This is a genomic window from Paenibacillus sp. S28 (genome assembly GCF_016624415.1).
In the GTDB taxonomy this organism is placed as follows: Bacteria; Bacillota; Bacilli; order Paenibacillales; family Paenibacillaceae; genus Paenibacillus_AQ; species Paenibacillus_AQ favisporus.
On the sequence record NZ_JACVTM010000005.1, the window covers coordinates 274,324 to 295,396 of the forward strand.

Genomic DNA, 21,073 nt, shown 5'->3' on the forward strand with positions numbered 1-21,073 from the left:
GGAGAAGGGCTATGTGCAGAAATATCAAAACGCTGTTTAATTTTGATCCGCCGGCTACCGATGAAGAGATTCAGGCTGCGTCCCTGCAGTATGTGCGCAAGTTGTCAGGCTTCCAGAGCCCGTCGAAGGCGAATGAGGAAGCTTTTAATCTGGCGATAGCGGAGGTCGCCGCGGCATCCAGGAAGCTGCTGGACTCCCTGGTTACAAACTCCAGTCCCCGTGACCGCGAGATTGAGGCCCAGAAGGCGAAAGAGCGGTCGGCGAAGCGGTTCGGAACGGCAGAGGCGTAAGCGGCGGGGTTAGGCAGTACGAGGCTTAAGCGGCAGTAGTCAGCTAATGGGCGCATGCTTGGACCAGGCTGGAACGAAGAAGCCATAGGTTACGCCAAAGCTCATGGTCTGGGGTAAGACCGGTCCCGGCTTAAGCCGAGGGAGCCCGCCATGTAGACCGATGCCGCACCGAAGACAAACCAAAGACAAGCTGTAGACAAACCAAAGAACGCCCCGGAATTTTCCGGGACGTTCTTTGTTCTGCCTCTACCGACAGCAGGAAGACAGGGAATTCAGACCGTTAACGGCTGGTTTTTGAGCACTGCCTGCCACTTTTCGTACAGCTCCCGCGGCTTGCCGGATTCCAGCAGCGCCTTGCCCGTATACAGGCCTTCCTCAACAGACTGCACCCGCTCCGCCAGATGCAGGCGCACGGCCGCGTTCAGCAGCACCTGATACATAAAAGCCATATTGCCCTTGCCCTGCAGCACCTGGCCGGTGACCGCCGCCTGCTCGGCTGGCGTCCAGTCGACCTCCGGCAGCGGCGTATCCAGACCAAAGCTCTCCGGATCGATGATCTGGAGCGAAGCCTCCCCGTGTTCGATCCGGTAGGTTCGGGTCGGGCGGTGGATATACAGCTCATCCGAGCCTTCGCTTCCCTGGATAATCATGGCCCGCTCATAGCCGAGGTTCATGATGAGCCGGCCGAGCCGGTCAAAGACCGTGTTATGGTACACCCCGAACGTTAAGAATGGGGAGTGCCCGTAATCCGCAAACTTCTCGGCCGTGTTGAGCACGGTCCGCATGCCGAGCTCCTCGCGAATGGAGCGAAGCTTCGCCAGCGGAGGACACCAAGTCTCGGCATGGGCGTACAGTACGCCCGTCTGGCGCGCTGCTTCCAGGCACAGCTCCCTGGACAGCGACGGATCGGAAATACCCATTGCGGCAAAAACATCGGCCAGCGTCATCCCCCACTTCGGTGGAAGGGACGCCGACCCGTGCAAGGTGACAGGCAGCCCTGCGGCAGCCAGCACAAACGAGGTGGCGATCGTGGACATAAAGGACGACTTCCGCCCGTCATACGGGCCGGCGCAGTCGATGCCTTGCGGAAGGTCCGAACGGGCGGCGTGTTTGCGCAGGACCGACACGAAGGCTTCCAGCTCTTCTACGCTTTCCATTTTGATGCGTTCGGCGATAAAAAACGCCCCGATCTGGGCGGGCGTGGCCGTTAAACCGAGGATCGCTTCAGCCGCCTGGAGGGCTTCCTCATAGGTCAGGTCACGGGCGCCCCGCTTGCCCCGGCCGACTTCTTTTAATAAATGGATCATGATTTCTTGGCACCTCCCGAACCGGATTCCTGAAGCAGCTGATACAGCTTGACGATGGAGGTCGCGACGTCCACCATCCGTTTCCGTTCATTCATCGCCTGCTTGCGCAGGACGTCATAGGCTTCGGATTCCGATATATTTTTGAGTTCGCACAGAATCCCCTTGGCCATATCGATCCACTTTCGTTCCTCAATGCGGGCGAGAAGCTGCTTGCGCTCGTTCTTCCACTGCTGCCGCTCATAAAAGTGGGCGGAGCTGAAATGCAGCGACCAATGGAGCTCGTGTGCTTTCATGGTCGGGAATAAAAGCCCGTCAATGATGACATCATCCTCACATGCCTCCAGGGACAACGAGGCGGCCGTATCGCTGCACCACCAAAGAACCGGCGTTTGTTTGTGTTTCTCGAGCTTGCCGCACCAAGCCTTGATCTCGGAGACCGGAAGGTGAAGCACCGCACCGTCCGCATCTCCGATTCCAGCGATCGCCTGCTCCTCATTGCGCGCTAGATGGACTTGGTACCCGTAGGAACGAAGGATGTACTCCGGCAGAAGCGTCCTGCTATCTGAATCACTTCGCTCTGAAGGAGGGGTCTGGCGGTGGATAACCAGCAATGAACGCATGCATAGACGCTCCCTTCTTAATTCAGTCCAGTCAGAGTTTAAGATGAGTGCAACAGATTTGTATGTTAATTTATATAACATAAAACAAGGTGACATGTCGATAACCAAATGAAATTGTGTTTTCATGTTAAATATGTTGACAAACGCTCGGGGGATAGTGTATATTTCCCTCAAGAACTTGATAACAGCCGGATACAACGGTGTATCCTTTATAGCGGCAATGAAGCCTGCTTTCGATTCCTGAGCCAGAGTGCGTCACTCTGTCCAGGGTCCGAAGGCGGGCTTTTCTGGTTTTTGGTACAAGAGTCAGAAGATTGGACTATTGAGGGGAGCGGAAGAGACATGGCGAAGAAAAAGCTGGTCATGGTCGGTAACGGGATGGCGGGGGTAAGGGCGCTGGAGCATCTGCTGAAGCTGGCGCCGGATGCGTACGAAATCACGATTTTCGGGGCGGAGCCTCATCCCAACTACAACCGGATCATGTTGTCATCGGTCCTTGCGGGCGGTGCGGATATTCAGGAAATTGTGATCAACGACTGGGACTGGTACAAAGAGAACCGGATTCAACTATATGCCGGGCACATGGTGACCCGAATCGATACGAAAAACCGCGTCGTTTACTCCGATCAAGGTGCAGAGGCGAAATATGACGTGCTGATTATGGCGACGGGCTCCAATCCGTTCATGCTCCCGCTTCCGGGCGCAGATAAGGAAGGGGTAATCGCCTTCCGGGATATCAAGGACTGCGAAATGATGATGGAGACGTCTAAAAAGCATAAAAAAGCTGTGGTCATTGGCGGCGGACTGTTGGGGCTCGAAGCGGCGAGAGGGCTGCTGCACCTCGGCATGGACGTCTCGGTCGTCCATATCCATCCTTATTTAATGGAGCGTCAGCTGGACGAAACCGCATCGCGGATGCTGCAGCGGGAGCTGGAAGCCCAAGGGATGACATTTCTGCTGAGCAAGCATTCCGAGTCCATTATGGGGCGCAAGCGGGTCAAGGAGCTTCGCTTCACCGACGGAACCCGGGTCGACGCCGATTTAATCGTTATGGCGGTCGGCATCCGGCCGAATGTGGCCTTGGCAAAGTCCGCCGGAATTGAGGTCAACCGGGGCATCGTCGTCAACGATTATATGGAAACGAACATTCCCGGCATCTATGCTGTCGGCGAGTGCGCGGAGCACCGGGGCATCGCCTACGGACTGGTCGCTCCCCTGTATGAACAAGGGGCCGTGCTCGCCAAACGGCTTGCGGGCGTCGATACCGCCGGTTATGCCGGCTCCGTGACTTCAACCAAGTTGAAGGTGTCGGGTGTAGATGTATTCTCCGCGGGGCATTTTGCCGAGCCGGAGGGCACCAGGGCGTTGCGCTACCAAGATGAAGTGGAGGGTGTGTATAAAAAGATCGTCATCCACGACGACCGGCTCGTCGGCGCCGTTTTGTTCGGGGACACGGGCGACGGCTCCAAGCTGTTCTCGCTGATGAAGAGCCGGGAATCGGTCAAGGGCCGGGAAAAGGAGCTGCTGCTCGGCTTCGCCGTCGGCGCCGGATCTTCCGTATCGCCGGAAGAACGGCTGGCCAGTCTGCCGGATGACGAGATCATCTGCGGCTGCAACGGCGTCACCAAAGAGACGATCAAGGACGCGATCCTGAACAAAAATTGCACGACCGTGTCGTCGGTTAAGGCCTGCACCAAAGCGTCCGGATCCTGCGGCGGCTGCAAGCCGCTGGTCGAGGGACTGGTTCAGCTCTATGCGGGTGATGCGGCAGGAGAGCCGGTCAAAGAAGGCATATGCGGCTGCACGACAATGAACCGCGACGAAATCGTCGCGGAAATCTCCCGGATGGGACTGAAGTCCATCAAAGAAGTGATGAACGTGCTGGGCTGGAACAATCCCGAAGGCTGCTCCAAATGCCGTCCTTCGCTGAACTACTATTTGGGCATGCTGTTCCCCGAGTCTTATAAGGATGAAAAAGAATCCCGGTTCACCAACGAGAGGTACCACGGGAACATTCAAAAGGACGGAACCTATTCCGTGGTGCCGCGGATATATGGTGGCGTCACTTCCCCGTCCGAGCTGAAGAAAATCGCCGAAGTCGCCGAGAAATTCGACGTGCCGATGGTCAAGATCACCGGCGGGCAGCGGATCGACCTGCTTGGCGTCAAGAAGGAGGATCTCCCGAAAATGTGGGAGGAGCTCGACATGCCTTCCGGTTATGCTTACGGCAAAGCGCTCCGCACGGTCAAAACCTGCGTCGGTTCCACCTTTTGCCGGTTCGGTACCCAGGACTCCATCGGCATGGGCATCCGGCTTGAAAAAGAGCTGGAACGTCTGAGTACACCGGCCAAGGTGAAGCTGGCCGTATCGGGATGTCCGCGGAACTGCGCGGAAGCGACGATTAAGGATTTCGGCGTAGTCGCCATCGATGGCGGCTGGGAGCTTCATGTCGGCGGCAACGGCGGCGTGCATGTGCGGGCAACCGAACTGCTCTGCGTCGTGAAGACGGAGGATGAAGTGGTCGAATGGGCGAGTGCCTTTATTCAATATTACCGTGAGCATGCGCAGTGGAATGAACGAACTTCGGTCTGGATTGAGCGGGTCGGGCTGGACAGCGTAAAGAAGGCGCTGGAGAAGAAGGAAGACCGCGAGGCTCTCCATGCGCGGCTGAAGCTGGCGCTCAGCACGCAGAAGGATCCGTGGAAGGAGATTTTGTCCGACAAGGAACTCCGCAAAAACTTTGAACCTCTGCCGAATGCAGAGCCTGTGAAGAACTAAGGGGGAAACGGGATGGTTAAACATCTGATCGGAAACATATCGGAAATCGATCCGAAAGGATCACGGACGGTGGTGCTGGAGGGGACGGAGATTGCCTTGTTCCGCTTAAGCGACGGGGATATTTTGGCGGTGGAGAACAAGTGCCCGCACAAAGGAGGAAAGCTCTCCGAAGGCATGGTGTGCGGCAAGGATGTGCATTGTCCGCTGCACGACTGGAAAATCGACCTGCGCAGCGGTTGCGTGCAGGAGCCGGATACTGGCAAGGTCGGCACCTATGAGGTTGAGGTGGATCCGGAAAGCGGGGCGATTTATTGCCTGACAGAATCTTAAGAAGAGGGAGGAGGAGCAGCCGATGGATTACGTAAAACCAGGCGAGGTTCTAAATGACATGATTGAGGGAGGCGCGAACAAAGCAAAGCTGAGTCCGGGGCAAATGCTGGTGCGCAGCTTGCTGGCGGGGGCGATTCTGGCCTGTGCCACGACGCTGGCCTTTACCGCTTCATCCCAAACGAATATTCCGATGGCCGGTGCGCTTATTTTTCCCGTAGGCTTTGTGATTATTGTGCTGCTTGGGCTGGAGCTGGTGACGGGGAGCTTTGCGCTCATTCCGCTGGCGGTGCTGCAGAAAAAGGCCTCGGTCCGTTCCATGCTTGGCAACTATGGCTGGGTCATCCTCGGCCATGTGATCGGCTGCCTGGTCTATGCGGTGCTGTACGGCCTGACCATTACCAAAATGGGGCACGACATGAGCAGCCCGCTTGTCCAGACGATCATCAAGACGAGCGAAGCAAAGACGCTGGCCTATAAGGAGCTCGGCGGCGAAGGTCTGCTGCTGGTCGTGATCAAGGCGATGCTGTGCAACTGGATGGTGACGCTGGGCGTGGTCATGGCGTTTACGTCCAAGTCCACCGCTGGAAAAATCGCAGCGATGTGGCTGCCGATTCTCATCTTCTTCGGCCAGGGTTTCGAGCATGCCGTCGTCAATATGTTCGTCATTCCGGCCGGGATGATGCTGGGCGCCAACGTCAGCTTTGCCGATTGGTGGCTGTGGAACCAGATCCCTGTGCTGATCGGCAACTTCATTGGCGGCGCTTTGTTTACGGGCGTAGCGTATTACGTGTCCATCCGCGGATTTGGCAAAAGCAAGCCGAGCGCGATCGGATCGGCCGGAGCCCGCGGCTCCATGGAGGCGGCGGCTGTGTCTGCCGAACGCGGCCGATGAAGCCGGGCATGGTATCTATTGTCGGCGCCGGTCCTGGTGATCCGGAGCTCATTACGGTAAAGGCGCTCCGGCGGATCCAGGAGGCGGATGTCATCTTGTATGACCGCCTGGTAAACAAGGAACTGCTTGGGTACGCGAAGAAAGGCGCTGCGCTAGTCTACGTTGGCAAGGCGCCGGGGCAGCATGCGGTGCCGCAGGCGGAAATCCACGAGCAGCTCGCCGCGTTCGCCATGAAGGGCAAGCAGGTCGTGCGGCTTAAGGGCGGCGACCCGCTGATCTTCGGCCGCGGCGGCGAAGAGGCGCAGGAGATGGCGCTGCGCGGCATCCCGTACGAGTTCGTGCCGGGCGTGACCTCGGCGATCGGCGCCGCCTCGTCGGCGGGCATCCCGCTGACCCACCGCGGGCGGAGCGCCTCGGTCGCCTTCGTCAGCGGCTCGAGCTGTGCCGGCCGGGAGCAGGGTCCCCGCTGGGACCTGCTTGCCCAGGGCGTCGACACCCTGGTCGTGTACATGGGTGTCGCCGGCATGGCCGATATCTGCCGCGAGCTGATCGCTCACGGCCGGCCGCATTCGGCCCCGGCTGCGATCGTCGAGCAGGGGACGAGCGAGCAGGAGCGGGTCATTACCGGCACGGTGGGCAGCATCCACAAGCTGGCCACCCTCATGCACGTCAAAAACCCGGCTTTGCTCATTTTTGGCGAGGTGGTGCATGTGCGGGAGCAGCTGCTCCGCCTGGCCGAGGAGGCTGAGGAGCGGATCGGGTAACTTTAGGAAAGCCGTGAGAAGGGACAACCGAATGGGGGGCCAGTCTAATCGAACGGCTGGCAGATTACCCTGGAGGACTGATACAGCAGGATTTTAAAATCGAGATCAAGTAAGCTTCACGATCAGAAGGGCTCTGCCGCGGCGCAGGGCCTTTTTCATTGGAGTCGGTAAACGTTTTAGATCATAAAAGATTAATTGCGTGAACCACATCTCATTTTATTCCTATTGTACTCATCGGATTAATATTCTATAGTAAGGTCAAAGACCCCAATCTCTTCTTTAAAGGACGGTGAACCCCGATGAAGGAAATTCCGGAACCCTACGTCAAAGCGAATCAGACCGGCATCGTGCTGTTTGTGATCCTGACCGCCGTGTTCAACCAGCCGTACATTTTGCTGGCGCTGTGGATCATTCAGGTGCTTGGATTGCTGACAGGGAAAAATGCGTTCGTGCTCCTGGCCAAACCGTTTCTGCGTGTCCAAGGCAAACCGACTCAGGCGCTGGAACTGCAGCGGTTCAACAATGTGCTGGCCGTGCTGTTCCTGACGCTGTCGCTGCTCTTTTTTGCACTGCAGCTGCCGGTGCTCGGGTATATTTTTGCGGCGATGCTGTTTCTGGCGGCATTCGTGGCGCTGTGTGGTTACTGCATCGGCTGTACGGTGTATTTTCAATACAAGCAGTTTAAGGCGAGAAGACGGATTCATTCATAAACGGGTTTAATATACAGGGAAAGTGACCGCTCACCGGTCCGTTCGTTTCCACACCATCGAGGCGCTCGCAGGAGCGCTTTTTTGCTGCGCCCTTCTTCATCAGCCGCTGGCAGTCGCCGAGAATAAAATAGGGTAATATATAGAATGAACTACAGAAATGAATCTATAATTAATTCAGATGAGAATCCTATTTTTGAATGGACAAGGAGTGGTGAATGGTGAACCCGGAAAATAAAAGCTTCTTCTATACAGGTACATACGCCCCTGAGGCGGAAAAGGGGATATTCCTCTGTTCCCTCGACACGGAAACCGGGGAAATGGCCGTCGTGAACGGCCTGCCCGGCATTGCCAATCCCTCGTATCTGACGCTGAATGCGGCGGGGGACCGGCTGTATGCGGTGAGCGAAACGGGAAGCGGCGAGATCTTCGCCTATTCGATCGACAATGAAACCGGCGAGCTCCATCTGCTGGACCGGATGCCGACGGAAGGGGCGGACCCCTGCTATGTCTCCTTGACCCGGGACGGGCAGTTTGCGATGGTGTCCAATTATTCCAGCGGGCATATCAATGTGTTCCGGATCGGCGAAACCGGCGGGCTGGCGGAGATGAGCTCCATCGTCAAGCACAGCGGGCGCAGCATCCGGGACGACCGGCAGGAGGGGCCGCATCCGCACTCGATTTTTCAGGATCCGGAAGGTAGGTTTGTGCTGGTCTGCGACCTGGGGCTGGATGAAATCGTGCTCTACCGCCTGGAAGACGGCAAGCTGGTGACCCATGGGGAAGTAAAAACGACGCCGGGAGCGGGCCCGCGCCACTTTGATTTTCATCCGTCCGGCAAGTGGGCGTACGGCATTAACGAGCTCGACAATACGGTAACGGTGTTTGCCTATAACGGGCAGGCCGGGGAATTGAAAGTGCTGCAGAACATATCTACGCTGCCTGAGGATTTTACCGGGGAGAGCTTCTGCGCCGACATCCATATTTCCCCTTGCGGGCGTTTCTTGTACGGGTCCAACCGGGGAGATGACAGCATCGTCCTGTTCCATATCAACGAGTCGACCGGTGAGCTGACCCCGGTGGATTGGGTATCGACGGGCGGCGAGTTTCCGCGCAATTTCGCGATCATTTCGGGATACCTGATAGCGGCAAACCAGAATACCGGCAATATGCTGTCGTACAAGATCGATTCGGATTCCGGGCGATTGACGCCGACCGGCTTTGCGCTGGAGCTGCCGAAGCCGGTATGCATTCAGCAGTGGGTGAAGGGCGAATAGCAGGCTAATTTCTTAACAACCAAAACCAGGGTTCCATTTTATGGTTCCCCTGGTTTTTTTGTTGTGATACATTGGGGTTAAGCTCCATTGCAAATTTCCGATATGACGGAGCGATGAGAGGGGAATAGGATGAGGAAGTTCCGATGGCTCGATTACGCGATTGTGTTTGTCCTCGTTTTTGGTCTGGGGATCATCAATATCGTCCCGCCGGCCAATTATGCTGCCATTGTGGCCAGTCTCGCTGTATCCGCAATGCTGGTCAGTCTGGTGGTCGGCACTGTCACGAACCTGGTGTTCAGGTCCAGAAAAAGAAATTGATTTTTGTGAAAAAAAGGTTTGACAGGTACGTTTCGGCTCACTACAATATAGCCATATAACATACTAATCAGGTAGGAATAATTACAAATTGCAGTTCTCACCGTACGGACGGAGGAACCTCTGGAACAGGAGCAGACAGGTCGATTCATGACCGGATTGTCTGCAGGCTGTGCCGGATTTTCCTCTGTCCTTTTTTGCTTGGCGAACACCGGCCAAACCGAGAATTTCACGATGAATCATGGTCAGGCCGTACATTTATCACTGGGGAGTGGGTCTATGGTACACGTATGGAGAAGAAAACAAATCGTAAGGCGGGGAGTGAGCGCAGGGCTGGCACTGCTGCTGACTGCTGCGCTAGCGGCCTGCGGAAATGGAAGCGGCAGCGGAAGTACTGACAAAGAGGCGGGGGGCACGACCGAAGGGAAAAGCACGGAGGCGCAGGCGGACAGCTCGGCCAAACCGGTTGAACTGCTGAACGTCTCCTACGACCCGACGCGGGAGCTGTACGAGAACTACAACAAGGCGTTTGCGGCCTATTGGGAAAAAGAAAAGGGCCAGAAGGTCACAATTAAGCAGTCGCATGGGGGCTCGGGGGCGCAAAGCCGTTCCGTTATCGACGGACTCGAAGCGGATGTGGTCACGTTGGCGCTCGGCTATGACATCGATGCGATACAGAAGAAAGGCCTGATCAATGAAGGCTGGGAAAGCAAATTCGAGCACAACAGCACTCCATACAGCTCGACGATCGTGTTTCTGGTGAAAAAGGGCAACCCGAAGAACATCAAGGATTGGGGCGATCTGATCAAAGGCGACGTGGAAGTCATCACGCCGAATCCGAAGACATCGGGCGGCGCCCGCTGGAATTACCTGGCGGCGTGGGGTTATGCCTTGAAGCAAAACAATAACGACGAGGCCAAAGCGCAGGAGTTCGTCAAGGAACTGTTCAAGCACGTACCCGTGCTCGACACCGGCGCCCGCGGAGCGACGACAACCTTCGTAGAGCGCGGCATCGGCGACGTGCTGCTTGCCTGGGAGAACGAGGCCATGCTGTCGGTCAAGGAGCTTGGTCCGGACAAATTCGACATCGTCTATCCGTCGGTCAGTATCCTTGCCGAACCGCCGGTCGCAGTCGTTGACAAAGTCGTGGATAAGCGAGGAACCCGCGAAGTGGCCGAAGCTTACCTGAAGTACCTGTACTCGGAGGAAGGCCAAACGATCGCCGCGGAAAACTTCTACCGGCCGACACTGGATAGCGTCAAGGAGAAGTTCAAGGATAAATTCCACGACATCAACCTGTTTACGCTGCAGGATGTGTTCGGAACGTGGGATGAGACGCAGCAGAAGCATTTTAGCGACGGAGGCATTTTCGATCAAATTTATACGCCTGGCAGCTGATCGGCGCACACAAGGCCGAAGGCAGGAAAGGATGAACGGTCATGAGTCAAGTGAATGCGGCCCGGCGGAGGGTGCTGCCGGGTTTTGGGCTGACGCTGGGATACAGCGTGCTGTATTTGAGCTTGGTGGTGCTGATCCCGCTGTCGGCGCTCCTCCTAAATTCCACAGGGCTGAGCTGGGACAAATTTTGGCATGTGGCTACCGACCCGCGGGTGCTGGCCTCTTACAAGATCAGCTTTTTGACCTCGGCGGCGGCCGCCCTGATCGACTCGATCCTGGGGCTGCTGATCGCTTGGGTGCTGGTGCGTTACGAGTTTACCGGTAAAAGGCTGTTTGACGCGCTGATCGACCTGCCCTTTGCGCTTCCGACCGCGGTAGCGGGGGTCGCCCTGACTGCGCTCTACTCGCAAAACGGCTGGATCGGCTCGCTGCTGGAGCCGCTGGGCATCAAGGTGGCTTTTACGCAGCTGGGCATTACGATCGCGCTGATGTTCATCGGCATTCCGTTCGTTGTGCGGACTGTGCAGCCTGTGCTGCAGGATGCGGAGCGGGACGCCGAGGAGGCGGCCGCCACGCTCGGGGCGAAGCGATTCCGGACGTTTCGGACCATCATTTTGCCGGAGCTGATTCCGCCGCTCCTGACGGGTTTTGCCCTGGCGTTCGCGCGCGGCATCGGGGAATACGGCTCGGTCGTATTCATTTCCGGAAATATGCCGATGAAGACGGAAATCGCCCCGCTGCTCATCATGTCAAAGCTGGAGCAGTACGATTATGCCGGCGCCGCCGCCGTAGCGATCCTGTTGCTGCTGATCTCGTTTCTGCTGCTGCTCGTCATCAATTCGCTGCAGCGGTGGACACGGCGCTCGGTGCGTTAATGCCCCGCACGGGTTTAACCCGGCCCGGACTATCCCCTATGCTCAAGTGTCACTAAGAAAAGGAGGGCTTTCCTATGGCAGGTACCGTGCCCATGACTTCCGTTCAAACGAGTGCCCAGGCTTCTCCGGCCACGACGGAAGCGGCCTGGGTGAAATGGCTGCTGATTACGGCGGCTGGGCTGGCGATGCTCTGGCTGATCGTGCTGCCGCTGCTCATCGTCCTCACCGAGGCGCTCAAGAAGGGATGGGATGTGTACGTCGCGGCTCTCGCCGATCCAGACGCGCTGTCCGCCCTGAAACTGACGCTCATCGTTGCGCTGGTGACCGTTCCGCTGAACACGGTGTTCGGCATCGCCGCGGCCTGGGCCATTACTAAATTCAAGTTTCGCGGCAAAGGGGCGCTGATCACGCTGATCGACCTGCCCTTTGCGGTGTCGCCCGTCATCGGAGGGCTGATCTTCGTGCTCGTGTTTGGGGCCAACGGCTGGTTCGGCCCCTGGCTGAGCGACCACGATATCAAAATCATCTATGCCGTGCCGGGCATCATCCTGGCGACGCTGTTCGTGACCTTTCCCTTCGTGGCGAGGGAATTAATTCCGCTGATGGAGGACCAGGGCACCCAGGAGGAGGAGGCGGCTGTAACGCTTGGCGCGCGAGGCTGGCATGTATTCACTCGGGTGACCCTGCCAAATATTAAATGGGGCCTCCTGTACGGGATGATCCTCTGCAACGCCCGTGCTATGGGGGAATTCGGGGCGGTGTCAGTCGTCTCCGGGCACATCCGCGGACAGACGAATACGCTGCCGCTGCACGTTGAAATTTTGTATAACGAATACCAGTTCTCGGCGTCGTTTGCGGTGGCGTCGCTGCTCCTGCTGCTGGCGCTGGTCACTCTTCTTTTTAAAAGTTGGCTGTCGTGGAAAAATGCTCATTGACAGCGATTTTACCCGCGTGATAATGTTAAACCATACTAATTTGGTTGGAAAAGAAGGATTATTATTACATTCATCCCCAATGGCTCATATTCCTTAAAATCCAGGAACTAAAGGAGGCGTCAATTGTGGCAAAACCTCTTATCGTTGATGAAGTATGGAAGGAACGTATTGCGAGTCAGCTGAACGATATGGAATTCGGTTCGCTTCACATCGTTGTGCATGAGGGACAGATCGTGCAGATGGAGCGGACGGAACGCAAACGGTTCGAGAACACGCCGGGCAGCTCCGTGAAGGCGGCAGGAAGAGCCGAGCGGAGGACCGGAAGAGAGTCCGGGCTGCGCTAGCCTCGAACGCCCCCGTCAGCATGACGAACGGACAATAAATAACCCCGCTGAATGCCTTACCTTCCATCGTGGAAGGGGGCAGGACAGCGGGGTTATTTTTTAAGAGATCAGAAAGTATAAGTTTCGGAGCTTCTGCTTCCTGATCTCGCAAGAAAAACCTTCCTCTAGACGCGGTCTGTCTTCTTTGAGCCGACCCTATTCCACAAGTGGAACGAGGGGGAAATCCGCTGGACGCAGGCTTTGGAGGCTCAGCGATCCTTCGGATTCTCCTCGTTGTCCTGGGATACTTCGCGGTGGCCGGCATAGGGCCGGTTCCGGCGGCTGGGCTTGGGGTTCAGGTTAAAGCCGAACAGGAACAGCACCACCTGGACGGCCAGTATGTAAGGTGCCGCGGTTAAACCGAGCAGGTGCAGAAGCGCCACCGCGGCGATGATCAGGGCGAGCAGCCGGTACAGAATGCCCGGCGTATCCCTTCGGGTATCCATGATGACCCAGTACAGGAAGAGCGTGGCCGCGAGGCATGAAATGAGCCGCGTCCACAGCTCAAGGCTTGTCCACGACAAGGCGGCGGCGCCGCTGTCCTGAAAGCCGTTATACAGCTGGATGAACCAATACAGGGTGAGGACCAGAGCGGCGAAAGGAACCGCCGGGCGGATCATTCTCCAGAAGCTGGTGCCCCAGCCGGGATTGTCTATTTTGCGGATCAGCACCGATTGTTCATGAATCCGCCGGTGGATTTCCCGGTCCAGCATTTTCTGCAGCATCAGGAGCCGGGAGAAATCCCGTTCGCGTATGTAAGCATCGATCATGTCCAGCAGCTCCGGAGTCATCAGCGGGGCCGCCTTGCATTCCTGGAGCAGCTGGACAAGCTGGTCCGGCTCCTGGGCGCCGACATGGGCGGCTTCCACTTCTTCGCCAAGGACGCCCTGCGCCCGGCTGTACAGGGCGAGGGTGCGCTGCAGCAGCTCCAGCCGCGCGGCGGCCTCGGCCCTCAAGGAACGGGATGTGCGGATGTACAGCCAGAGGAAGACGATGACCGCGAGCCCAGCTATGATCAAATTTGACTCTGTTCCGGTCAGCCGGTCAAGGCCGGCCTGTAGAGCAAGGGACAACAGCGCCACCTCCCTTCATTCATTATTATTTTATCAAGATCAGGAATTTCAAAGGTGAAGCTGAATCATTAAATGATCGCAAGAAAAACTTCCTCTAAACGTGGTCTGTCTCCTGTGAAGTTTCATCAATAGCCGTTTTTCTTTAGATCATGGAATTACAAACTTTAGGTGAAGCAAGATAAAAATACAATGATCGCAAGAAAAACTTCCGCTAAATGTGGTCTGTCTCCTTTGAAAATACATCAATAGCCGTTTTTCTTAACTATTGCATAACCTTTCCGGGATTTCAACAGGTTAACCTTCGCTACTCAAGGTTTGCGGATAATATATGAGGCAGTTCACCCAGCTCCCGCAGCAGATCCTGCAGCGTCCCGTTATGCTTGGCCCTGGCTTTGATGTTCAGGTGATACAGGCTGCTATCGCCCGGGTCCTGTTCGAGCTGGTAGGAGGTCACTGCGATTTTCCGCGCCGACAGGCGCTCTAGAATCGGCTTCACGGACTCCTTGTCGTCCAGCTCAAATGAAATGATGAGCGCTTTGCCGGTTTTGAATATGCTCAGCAGCTCCAGGCCGATCATGACGAGAATCGTGGCGCTGATCCCGGCGGCATACATGCCCGAGCCTATGGTCAGGCCGATGCCGGATGTAGCCCACACGCCGGCTGCGGTCGTCAGGCCGCGCACGCTTTTCCGCTCGATAATGATCATGCCTGCACCTAAAAAGCCGATGCCGCTGACGGCTTGGGCGGCGACCCGGCTCGGGTCGAGCGCCACGTGGTCGTGGTCCATAATGTCGAAGAAACCGTACTTGGATACCAGCATAATTAATGCGCTTCCAACCGCAACGAGAAAGTGGGTGCGCAGCCCCGCCTCCTTGGCTCTCAGCTCCCGCTCAAGGCCGATTACGGCTCCAAGCAGGCCGGCCACGGCCAGCCGGACGATAAATTCACCAATCATGTGACAACAACTCCTCTCCATGCTACAAATGTTTTTGCAACCATCCACCGTCCCTAAAGTACTGCTTCCCAGGTAACATTACCCATTCAGCCCGCCGATGCCAATCGGATTTTCACCCCCGCCCTGAATTGGGTAAGTATTGAGCAAACGATGAGACACGGGAGGCGGAGGCTATGGATTATGGCATGATCACCATAAAATTAATTACGGGATTCATCGGCTTATGGCTGATGACCCGGGTTCTCGGGAAAAAGGAAATTTCCCAGCTGACCCCCTTCGACTTCGTCTCCTCGCTTATGCTGAGCGAGCTGGTGGGGAATACGGTATACCAGAAGGACGTCCACTATGGCCAGCTCCTGTTCGGACTGGCGGTTTGGTTCATCCTATCGTATTTATTTGAAAAAGTCACCCAGTATGCGCGCCGAACGAGGGGGCCTTTGGAGGGTACGCCTTCCATATTAATACACAGCGGGAAAGTGGATATGCGGGAAATGAAAAAGAACCGGCTGGATTTTGAGCAGCTGCGCATGATGCTGCGTCAAAAGGATATTTTTTCCCTGCGCGAGGTTGCTTATGCCATCTTTGAAACGAACGGCTCGCTCAGCGTTCTGAAGAACGCGGATTTTGAAGCGGTTCAAAAACAGGATCTGGATCTGGATTCGGATCCATCCGGCCTGACCTATAATCTGCTGGAGGATGGGGATTATAACGACGATAAATTGCAGCAGATCGGCAGAGACCGGAAATGGCTGGCGGCCATGCTGAAGGAAAAAGGCTTCAGCGATCCAGGCAAGCTGGCCTATGTCGAATGGGAGGAAGGGAAAGGATTATACATTTTGCAGCATAACCGGGAAGGGCAGACGGGGAGCGGACGGCTGCAAAAAGCGGAAGGATAGCATGCGGAAGACAGGTCATGTAGAATAATAACAGGCATAACAGCGAAGGAGATAATAACCTATGGAAACGATCAATGCAATGCATATTACGATATTTGGAGCCAGTGGACAGGTCGGAAAAGCCATCGTTCGTGAGGCGCTGAAGCGCGGGCACGGGGTCACGGCCGTCGTGCGGGATCCCGCCAAGCTGACCGAGGAGCATGAACGGCTGAACGTGGTGACCGGAAACATTCTGGACCCTGCATCGGTGGCCAGCGTTTGCGAGGGGCAGGATGCGGTCATCAGCGCATACGGTCCGACGTTTGGCGAGGAGCAGGAGCTGCTGGAAGCCGCGCGTTCACTCATCGAGGGCGTGCAGCGCGCCGGCGTGAAGCGGCTGCTCATCGTCGGCGGGGCGGGCAGCCTGAAGACCGGTCCGGATACGCTGCTGATGGATACGCCGGAATTTCCGCAGGAGCTGGTGCCGCTTGCCAGGGCGCATGCGGATGCGTACGACATTTACAGACTGTCCGATCTGGATTACAGCTACCTCAGCCCGGCGGCGGTGCTGGAAACCGGACGGCGCACCGGCAACTTCCGGATCGGCATGGACATGCTCATCACCGATGAGCTGGGCAGCAGCCGGATCTCGATCGAAGATCTGGCCGCGGCCCTGATCGACGAAATGGAGGATCCGTATTTCGTCCGCACCCGGTTTACGGTAGCTTACTAGGTTAGCGACGGGTCTCTGCGGTCGGGCTGCTTCTATATTAAGCATCCGGGCGGAGGCTGCCTTAGAATTGAACAATACGAGGGTCCCTTTAAAACAGCTGGATGACATCGAAGACAACCCCACATCTGTGGGGTTGTTTCATATAAGGAGGAGACGGCAGATGTATATCGTGACATCCGACGAAATGAGAGAGCTGGACCGCCGAACGATCGAGGAGGTCGGCATCCCGGCGGTGGCGCTGATGGAGAACGCCGGCAGAGCTATCGCGGAGGAGGTGATCCGGTGGTGCCGGGAGTGCCGTTATATCAGCAGCGGCAGCTGGCAAGGCGCCGAGTCCAAGAGTGGAAGCCCGGGCGATATTGTGCCGGCGGTTCAAGGAGACGCCGCGCTCCGGCTGGCGGAACCAGAGCGCGAGCATTGGCTCGTCTTGGCCGGCAAGGGCAACAACGGCGGGGACGGCCTGGTCGCGGCGCGGTACTTGCGTGAAGCGGGCATGCGCGTCACGATCGTTTACGCCGCAGAGCCCGGCCGCCTCACCGGCGAGGCGGCGCTGCAGCGGGACGCGGCCCGCGTATTGGGCATCCCGGTGCTCGTCCACGGCCGGGACGACGTGGACTTCACCGCCTGCACGGGCATCGTGGATGCCCTGCTCGGCACTGGCAGCCGCGGTGCGCCACGCGGCGCCTACGCCGAGCTGATTGCCGCGGCGAACGGCAGCGGCAGGGACATCGTGTCGGCGGACATCCCGAGCGGGCTGGACGCCGACACGGGGGCCGTGCACGATCCCTGCATCCGTGCACGGCGGACCGTAGGCCTCGCGTTCCTGAAGCGAGGCCTGGCGCAGTTCCCCGGCGCGGAAGCCGCCGGGGAGATCGTGGTGCGCGCCATCGGCATCCCCGCGCTGCTGTGCGCGCAGCAGAACGTCAGCACGTTTCTGCTGACGGAGGAGGTGCTGCGCACGCGGCTTGGGGTCGATACGGCGCGCCGCCGCTCGCCGGACGGCCATAAAGGCACGTACGGCCACGTGCTTGTAGCGGCGGGCAGCCTGCCGATGAGCGGCGCGGGCCTGCTCTGCTCGCGGGCGGCCCTGCGCGCCGGCAGCGGCCTCGTTACCTGGGCGCTGCCGGGTCCGCTGCTGCCGCATATGGCGGGCGCCGCGCCGGAGGTCATGCTCGCCTCGGCGACCGCCGCCGACTGGCACGAGGCCTCCGCCGCCCGCGTCCTCGAGCTGCTGGCCGGGCGCGACGTGCTCGCCGTCGGCCCCGGGCTGGGGCGCTTCGAGGGCGACGGACGCTGGCTGCGCACGCTCTGGGAGGAGGCGGCATGCCCGATGGTCGTCGACGCCGACGCGCTCAACATGCTGGCCGCCAGCGACGACCTGGACGCGTGGAAGCCGCGCCGGGCGGCCACGGTGCTGACGCCGCATCCCGGCGAAATGGCGCGGCTGGCCGGCTTGTCTACCGCCGAGGTGCAGCGCGACCGGATCCGCCTGGCGTCCGAATACGCCAAGGCGCACCGGGTGACGCTGGTGCTCAAGGGCGCACGGACGGTCATCGCCACGCCGGACGGCGATGCTTACGTGAACGCGACCGGCAGCCCGGGCATGGCGACCGGCGGTGCCGGCGACGTGCTGACCGGCATCATCGCCGGGCTGCTGGCCCAGGGCGCAAGCGGTCCGCAGGCCGCCGCGTTCGGCGTGTATCTGCACGGTCTGGCCGGCGAAGCCGCAGCGCGGCGCCGCGCACATCCGGCATCCCTCGTGGCGGGCGATATTATCGAAGCGCTGTAGCCGGCCAGAGCCGCAAAAGCGGCGGCTACAGAAAGCCCCAGCAGAGCAGGGGAACCAGCAGGGCGAAAATCAGCGTGATGAGCGAATCGCGTACAAACAGCTTTTTCCCGACGTAAAACAGCAGCACCGTACACATGCCCGCCACCGTGGAGGCGATATGGTCCGTTCCTGCGGCGTCATGTACATACAGCGCATAGAAGCACAAAAAACCGGCCGCCGCGTAGATGGAGATTTGTTTGTCCCTGGACAGGGGGGGCAGCACGTACAGCACAAAATCCGCCAGAATGGAGGCGGTCATCGCATAACCGTAGACCCAGTAGGACAAGGGAATGGGCAGATCGGTGTCCGATGCCAGAGGAAGCTGATCCTGAAGGGGCAGCATGCCGGAGAGTATCACCAGCAGGAGCAGCGTCAAGCCGGCCGATGCGAGCTTGTTCAGGGCGTACAGCCCCGATTTGAGCCTGGACGAGATAAAGGGGGAGCGGTCTGAATTCATCAAGTTTCTCTCCTTGTGATTCCATAGTACGTAGTACAGCATAATCGGATGCCGGAGCAAAGGTGACTGGGGATGTCATCTGCAGGCGGCAGAGGTTTTAGCGGTGCAGGTTTGGAGTTCCGCTGCTGAAAAAAGTAAAAATTAGCGTGAATATGATCAAAATACCGTCAAAGCTGCTGACGGTATTTTTTTATAATATCAAGTATGAAATCCAGAGCCATTGCTTCCTGATATTGCAAGAAAAACTTCCTTTAGACGCGGTCTGTCTTCGGTGAAGGTACGTCGATCGACGTTTTTCTTTTAATCAAATCAGGCTTTAAGGAATGCAGAAGAAACGGGGTGTGGAGCTTGGAACAACGAATGGAAACGGCCGCGGTAGCGCCGCCGGGCATAGGGGAACGCACCCAGAAGGGCGGCTCCCTCCAGCGGGGCGAAACGCTGTGGGGAATGCTGTTTGTCAGCCCGATGCTGCTCGGGGTATTCATCCTCGTGCTGGTGCCGATCGTCGCAACGATGGTGCTCGGATTTGCCGACTGGAACTTTGTGCAGGGGTGGAACGGCATCCGCTGGGTCGGATTTGAAAATTTTCGTAATTTGCTTCATGATGACATGTTTATTAAATCGGTCCGCAATAATGTCATCTTTCTGCTGACCGTACCGGTGTACATGCTCATTTCGATGGTGCTCGCCATCCTGATCGACCGGTTCGTGTACATGAAGAGCTACTTCAAAGTCGCTTACTTCATGCCCTATATCTCGAGCGTCGTCGCAGTCGCCGTCGTTTGGCAGGTGCTGTTCCAGCCCTCCTACGGCCCGATCAACGAACTGCTCAAATCGATCGGGGTGCATCATCCGCCAAAATGGATTGCCGATCCGCATTTTGCGCTGCTGTCGATCATGATGATTTCGGTCTGGATCTCCATCGGCTTCAACATGATCATTTACATCGCCGGGCTGCAGTCAATCCCGCGCGACCTGTACGAGGCGGCTGACATCGACGGCGCCAACGGTTGGACAAAATTCACCCGGATTACGGTGCCGCTGCTGTCGCCGACGTCCTTTTTCCTGATGGTGACGGGTATCATTTCGACGTTCAAAGTGTTCGATATCATTGCGGTGATGACGCAGGGCGGCCCGGTGGGCTCTACGACGATGATGGTCTGGTACCTGTACGACACGGCATTCGTCAATTTGAAGGTGGGCTACGCTTCGGCGATCGCCGCCGTCCTGTTCGCCTTTGTTATGCTGATTACCCTTGGACAGTGGTCCGCCCAGAAGAAATGGGTCAATTACTAAGCGAAAGGAGCTGAGCGGAAAATGACGACACATACCGGGCCCGACTGGCGCAGGCTAGTCATCACCGTGGTCATGCTGGCGGTCAGCATCCTGTTTCTGATGCCGTTCATCTGGATGCTGGTCACTTCCTTCAAAATCGAAAAGGACGTCTTCGTCTACCCGATCCAGTGGATTCCAAGGAAATGGAACGCGGTGGCGAATTATAAAGAGGTGTGGTTCGGCGATTACCCTTTTTATCTCTATTACTGGAACTCGATCAAGGTAAGCGTGCTGACGACGCTGATCTCCTGCACGGCGTCGGCCCTGGCCGCCTACGGCTTCTCCAAAATCCAGTTTGCCGCCGGCCGCTGGCTGTTCATGATCGTGCTGGTCACCTACATGATTCCGGGGCAGGCCATCCTGATTCCGCAGTTTATTTTGTACCGCAACATCGGCTTGTTCGACAGCCATTTCGGCCTCATTATTCTAGGCAGCTTCAGCGTGCTGGGCACGTTCATGCTCCGTCAATTCTTTATGGGCATTCATCAGGAGTTCATCGAGTCGGCGAAAATCGACGGCGCGGGCCATCCGCGCATCTTCTCCTCGATCGCGCTGCCGCTCGTGAAGCCGGCGGTGGCGACTTACGCCATTCTGCGGTTTATCTGGACATGGAACGATTATCAGAATCCGCTGATCTTTCTGCGGAGCGACCGGCTGTTTACGATTCCGCTGGCGATGCAGAAGTTTACGTCTTTAAGCGGGGAGTTCTACTCGCTGATCATGGCCGCGGCGGTATCCGCCATTTTCCCGCTGCTGCTGATTTTTATCATTGGGCAAAAAAACGTCATCGCTGGCATCGCCCTCGGGGGAGTCAAGGGCTAGCATCCGTCAAAATAGCAGGATCAACGGTCAATTTAGCGTCATGAGCCGGGGGAACGGCCCCGGTATAATCAAAGCGTCAGATACGGGAAAACGCAGCCGGCAAGCGGTGGGCATACGGAGGCAC

22 protein-coding genes are annotated in these 21,073 nt (G+C 57.5%); 17 read left to right on the forward strand and 5 right to left on the reverse strand.

Going from position 1 to position 21,073, the window contains the following annotated elements; genetic code table 11:
• The first annotated feature begins 11 nt into the window (after positions 1-11).
• Positions 12-290 carry a DUF2277 domain-containing protein gene (locus IAE55_RS14890; RefSeq protein ID WP_076172796.1) on the forward strand — a complete coding sequence of 93 codons (279 nt, stop codon included), beginning with the start codon at positions 12-14 and terminating at the stop codon, positions 288-290.
• Between the two features lie 272 nt (positions 291-562).
• On the opposite strand, the gene IAE55_RS14895 is transcribed toward IAE55_RS14890, so the two are convergent.
• Together IAE55_RS14895 and IAE55_RS14900 are read right to left on the reverse strand one after the other, a co-directional pair.
• Positions 563-1,597 (reverse strand): anthranilate phosphoribosyltransferase, encoded by a 1,035-nt coding sequence (locus tag IAE55_RS14895; RefSeq protein ID WP_145161385.1) that lies wholly within the window; start codon positions 1,595-1,597, stop codon positions 563-565.
• Positions 1,594-2,217 (reverse strand): ANTAR domain-containing response regulator, encoded by a 624-nt coding sequence (locus tag IAE55_RS14900; protein ID WP_145161382.1) that lies wholly within the window; start codon positions 2,215-2,217, stop codon positions 1,594-1,596. The genes IAE55_RS14895 and IAE55_RS14900 overlap by 4 nt, the downstream gene beginning before the upstream one ends.
• Positions 2,218-2,559: 342 nt before the next feature.
• Here IAE55_RS14900 and nirB point away from each other — a divergent pair, with 342 nt between their 5' ends.
• The 11 genes from nirB (at position 2,560) to IAE55_RS14955 (ending at position 12,832) form a co-directional block, all read left to right on the forward strand.
• A complete protein-coding gene (gene nirB, locus IAE55_RS14905; RefSeq protein WP_145161380.1) occupies positions 2,560-4,995 on the forward strand; it encodes a nitrite reductase large subunit NirB in 2,436 nt (811 codons plus the stop codon).
• Between the two features lie 12 nt (positions 4,996-5,007).
• The gene (gene nirD / locus IAE55_RS14910) at positions 5,008-5,325 is read left to right on the forward strand and encodes a nitrite reductase small subunit NirD (protein ID WP_105445714.1); all 318 of its coding nucleotides are present in this window, start codon (positions 5,008-5,010) and stop codon (positions 5,323-5,325) included.
• Positions 5,326-5,347: 22 nt separating this feature from the next.
• Positions 5,348-6,217 carry a formate/nitrite transporter family protein gene (locus tag IAE55_RS14915; protein WP_145161377.1) on the forward strand — a complete coding sequence of 290 codons (870 nt, stop codon included), beginning with the start codon at positions 5,348-5,350 and terminating at the stop codon, positions 6,215-6,217.
• Entirely contained in the window at positions 6,214-6,981 is a 768-nt protein-coding gene (cobA, locus tag IAE55_RS14920; protein WP_145161374.1) for a uroporphyrinogen-III C-methyltransferase, read from the forward strand. The genes IAE55_RS14915 and cobA overlap by 4 nt, the downstream gene beginning before the upstream one ends.
• Before the next feature lie 299 nt (positions 6,982-7,280).
• A complete protein-coding gene (locus IAE55_RS14925) occupies positions 7,281-7,691 on the forward strand; it encodes a DUF4395 domain-containing protein (RefSeq protein WP_105445708.1) in 411 nt (136 codons plus the stop codon).
• A gap of 215 nt (positions 7,692-7,906) precedes the next feature.
• Complete coding sequence (locus IAE55_RS14930) at positions 7,907-8,965, forward strand: lactonase family protein (RefSeq protein ID WP_234489561.1); 1,059 nt, start codon at positions 7,907-7,909, stop codon at positions 8,963-8,965.
• Positions 8,966-9,094: 129 nt separating this feature from the next.
• Complete coding sequence (locus IAE55_RS14935) at positions 9,095-9,283, forward strand: hypothetical protein (protein WP_200633134.1); 189 nt, start codon at positions 9,095-9,097, stop codon at positions 9,281-9,283.
• A gap of 276 nt (positions 9,284-9,559) precedes the next feature.
• Complete coding sequence (locus IAE55_RS14940; RefSeq protein ID WP_200633135.1) at positions 9,560-10,678, forward strand: sulfate ABC transporter substrate-binding protein; 1,119 nt, start codon at positions 9,560-9,562, stop codon at positions 10,676-10,678.
• A 41-nt stretch (positions 10,679-10,719) separates the two neighbouring features.
• On the forward strand, positions 10,720-11,553 hold the full coding sequence (cysT, locus tag IAE55_RS14945; RefSeq protein WP_200633136.1) for a sulfate ABC transporter permease subunit CysT: 834 nt from the start codon (positions 10,720-10,722) through the stop codon (positions 11,551-11,553).
• A 74-nt stretch (positions 11,554-11,627) separates the two neighbouring features.
• On the forward strand, positions 11,628-12,488 hold the full coding sequence (cysW, locus tag IAE55_RS14950) for a sulfate ABC transporter permease subunit CysW (protein WP_145161364.1): 861 nt from the start codon (positions 11,628-11,630) through the stop codon (positions 12,486-12,488).
• Between the two features lie 125 nt (positions 12,489-12,613).
• Positions 12,614-12,832, forward strand: a complete 219-nt coding sequence (locus IAE55_RS14955; RefSeq protein WP_200633137.1) for a YezD family protein — start codon at positions 12,614-12,616, stop codon at positions 12,830-12,832.
• 248 nt (positions 12,833-13,080) lie between these two features.
• Here the strand turns inward: IAE55_RS14955 and IAE55_RS14960 are convergent, their stop codons facing one another.
• Positions 13,081-13,944, reverse strand: a complete 864-nt coding sequence (locus IAE55_RS14960; RefSeq protein WP_145161362.1) for a hypothetical protein — start codon at positions 13,942-13,944, stop codon at positions 13,081-13,083.
• Between the two features lie 304 nt (positions 13,945-14,248).
• Complete coding sequence (locus IAE55_RS14965; RefSeq protein ID WP_200633138.1) at positions 14,249-14,899, reverse strand: MgtC/SapB family protein; 651 nt, start codon at positions 14,897-14,899, stop codon at positions 14,249-14,251.
• Positions 14,900-15,072: 173 nt separating this feature from the next.
• On the opposite strand from IAE55_RS14965, the gene IAE55_RS14970 reads away from it, so the two are divergent.
• The 3 genes from IAE55_RS14970 to IAE55_RS14980 all read left to right on the forward strand — a co-directional run bounded on the left by IAE55_RS14970 (position 15,073) and on the right by IAE55_RS14980 (position 18,296).
• Positions 15,073-15,795, forward strand: a complete 723-nt coding sequence (locus IAE55_RS14970; RefSeq protein ID WP_200633139.1) for a DUF421 domain-containing protein — start codon at positions 15,073-15,075, stop codon at positions 15,793-15,795.
• 79 nt (positions 15,796-15,874) lie between these two features.
• Positions 15,875-16,507 (forward strand): NAD(P)-dependent oxidoreductase, encoded by a 633-nt coding sequence (locus IAE55_RS14975; RefSeq protein ID WP_105445833.1) that lies wholly within the window; start codon positions 15,875-15,877, stop codon positions 16,505-16,507.
• A 160-nt stretch (positions 16,508-16,667) separates the two neighbouring features.
• Positions 16,668-18,296 carry an NAD(P)H-hydrate dehydratase gene (locus tag IAE55_RS14980; protein WP_200633140.1) on the forward strand — a complete coding sequence of 543 codons (1,629 nt, stop codon included), beginning with the start codon at positions 16,668-16,670 and terminating at the stop codon, positions 18,294-18,296.
• A 25-nt stretch (positions 18,297-18,321) separates the two neighbouring features.
• Here the strand turns inward: IAE55_RS14980 and IAE55_RS14985 are convergent, their stop codons facing one another.
• The gene (locus IAE55_RS14985) at positions 18,322-18,792 is read right to left on the reverse strand and encodes a hypothetical protein (protein WP_076172813.1); all 471 of its coding nucleotides are present in this window, start codon (positions 18,790-18,792) and stop codon (positions 18,322-18,324) included.
• 348 nt (positions 18,793-19,140) lie between these two features.
• Here IAE55_RS14985 and IAE55_RS14990 point away from each other — a divergent pair, with 348 nt between their 5' ends.
• Together IAE55_RS14990 and IAE55_RS14995 are read left to right on the forward strand one after the other, a co-directional pair.
• Complete coding sequence (locus IAE55_RS14990) at positions 19,141-20,088, forward strand: carbohydrate ABC transporter permease (RefSeq protein ID WP_442793335.1); 948 nt, start codon at positions 19,141-19,143, stop codon at positions 20,086-20,088.
• Between the two features lie 21 nt (positions 20,089-20,109).
• Positions 20,110-20,949 (forward strand): carbohydrate ABC transporter permease, encoded by an 840-nt coding sequence (locus IAE55_RS14995; RefSeq protein WP_200633141.1) that lies wholly within the window; start codon positions 20,110-20,112, stop codon positions 20,947-20,949.
• Positions 20,950-21,073 lie beyond the last annotated feature (124 nt).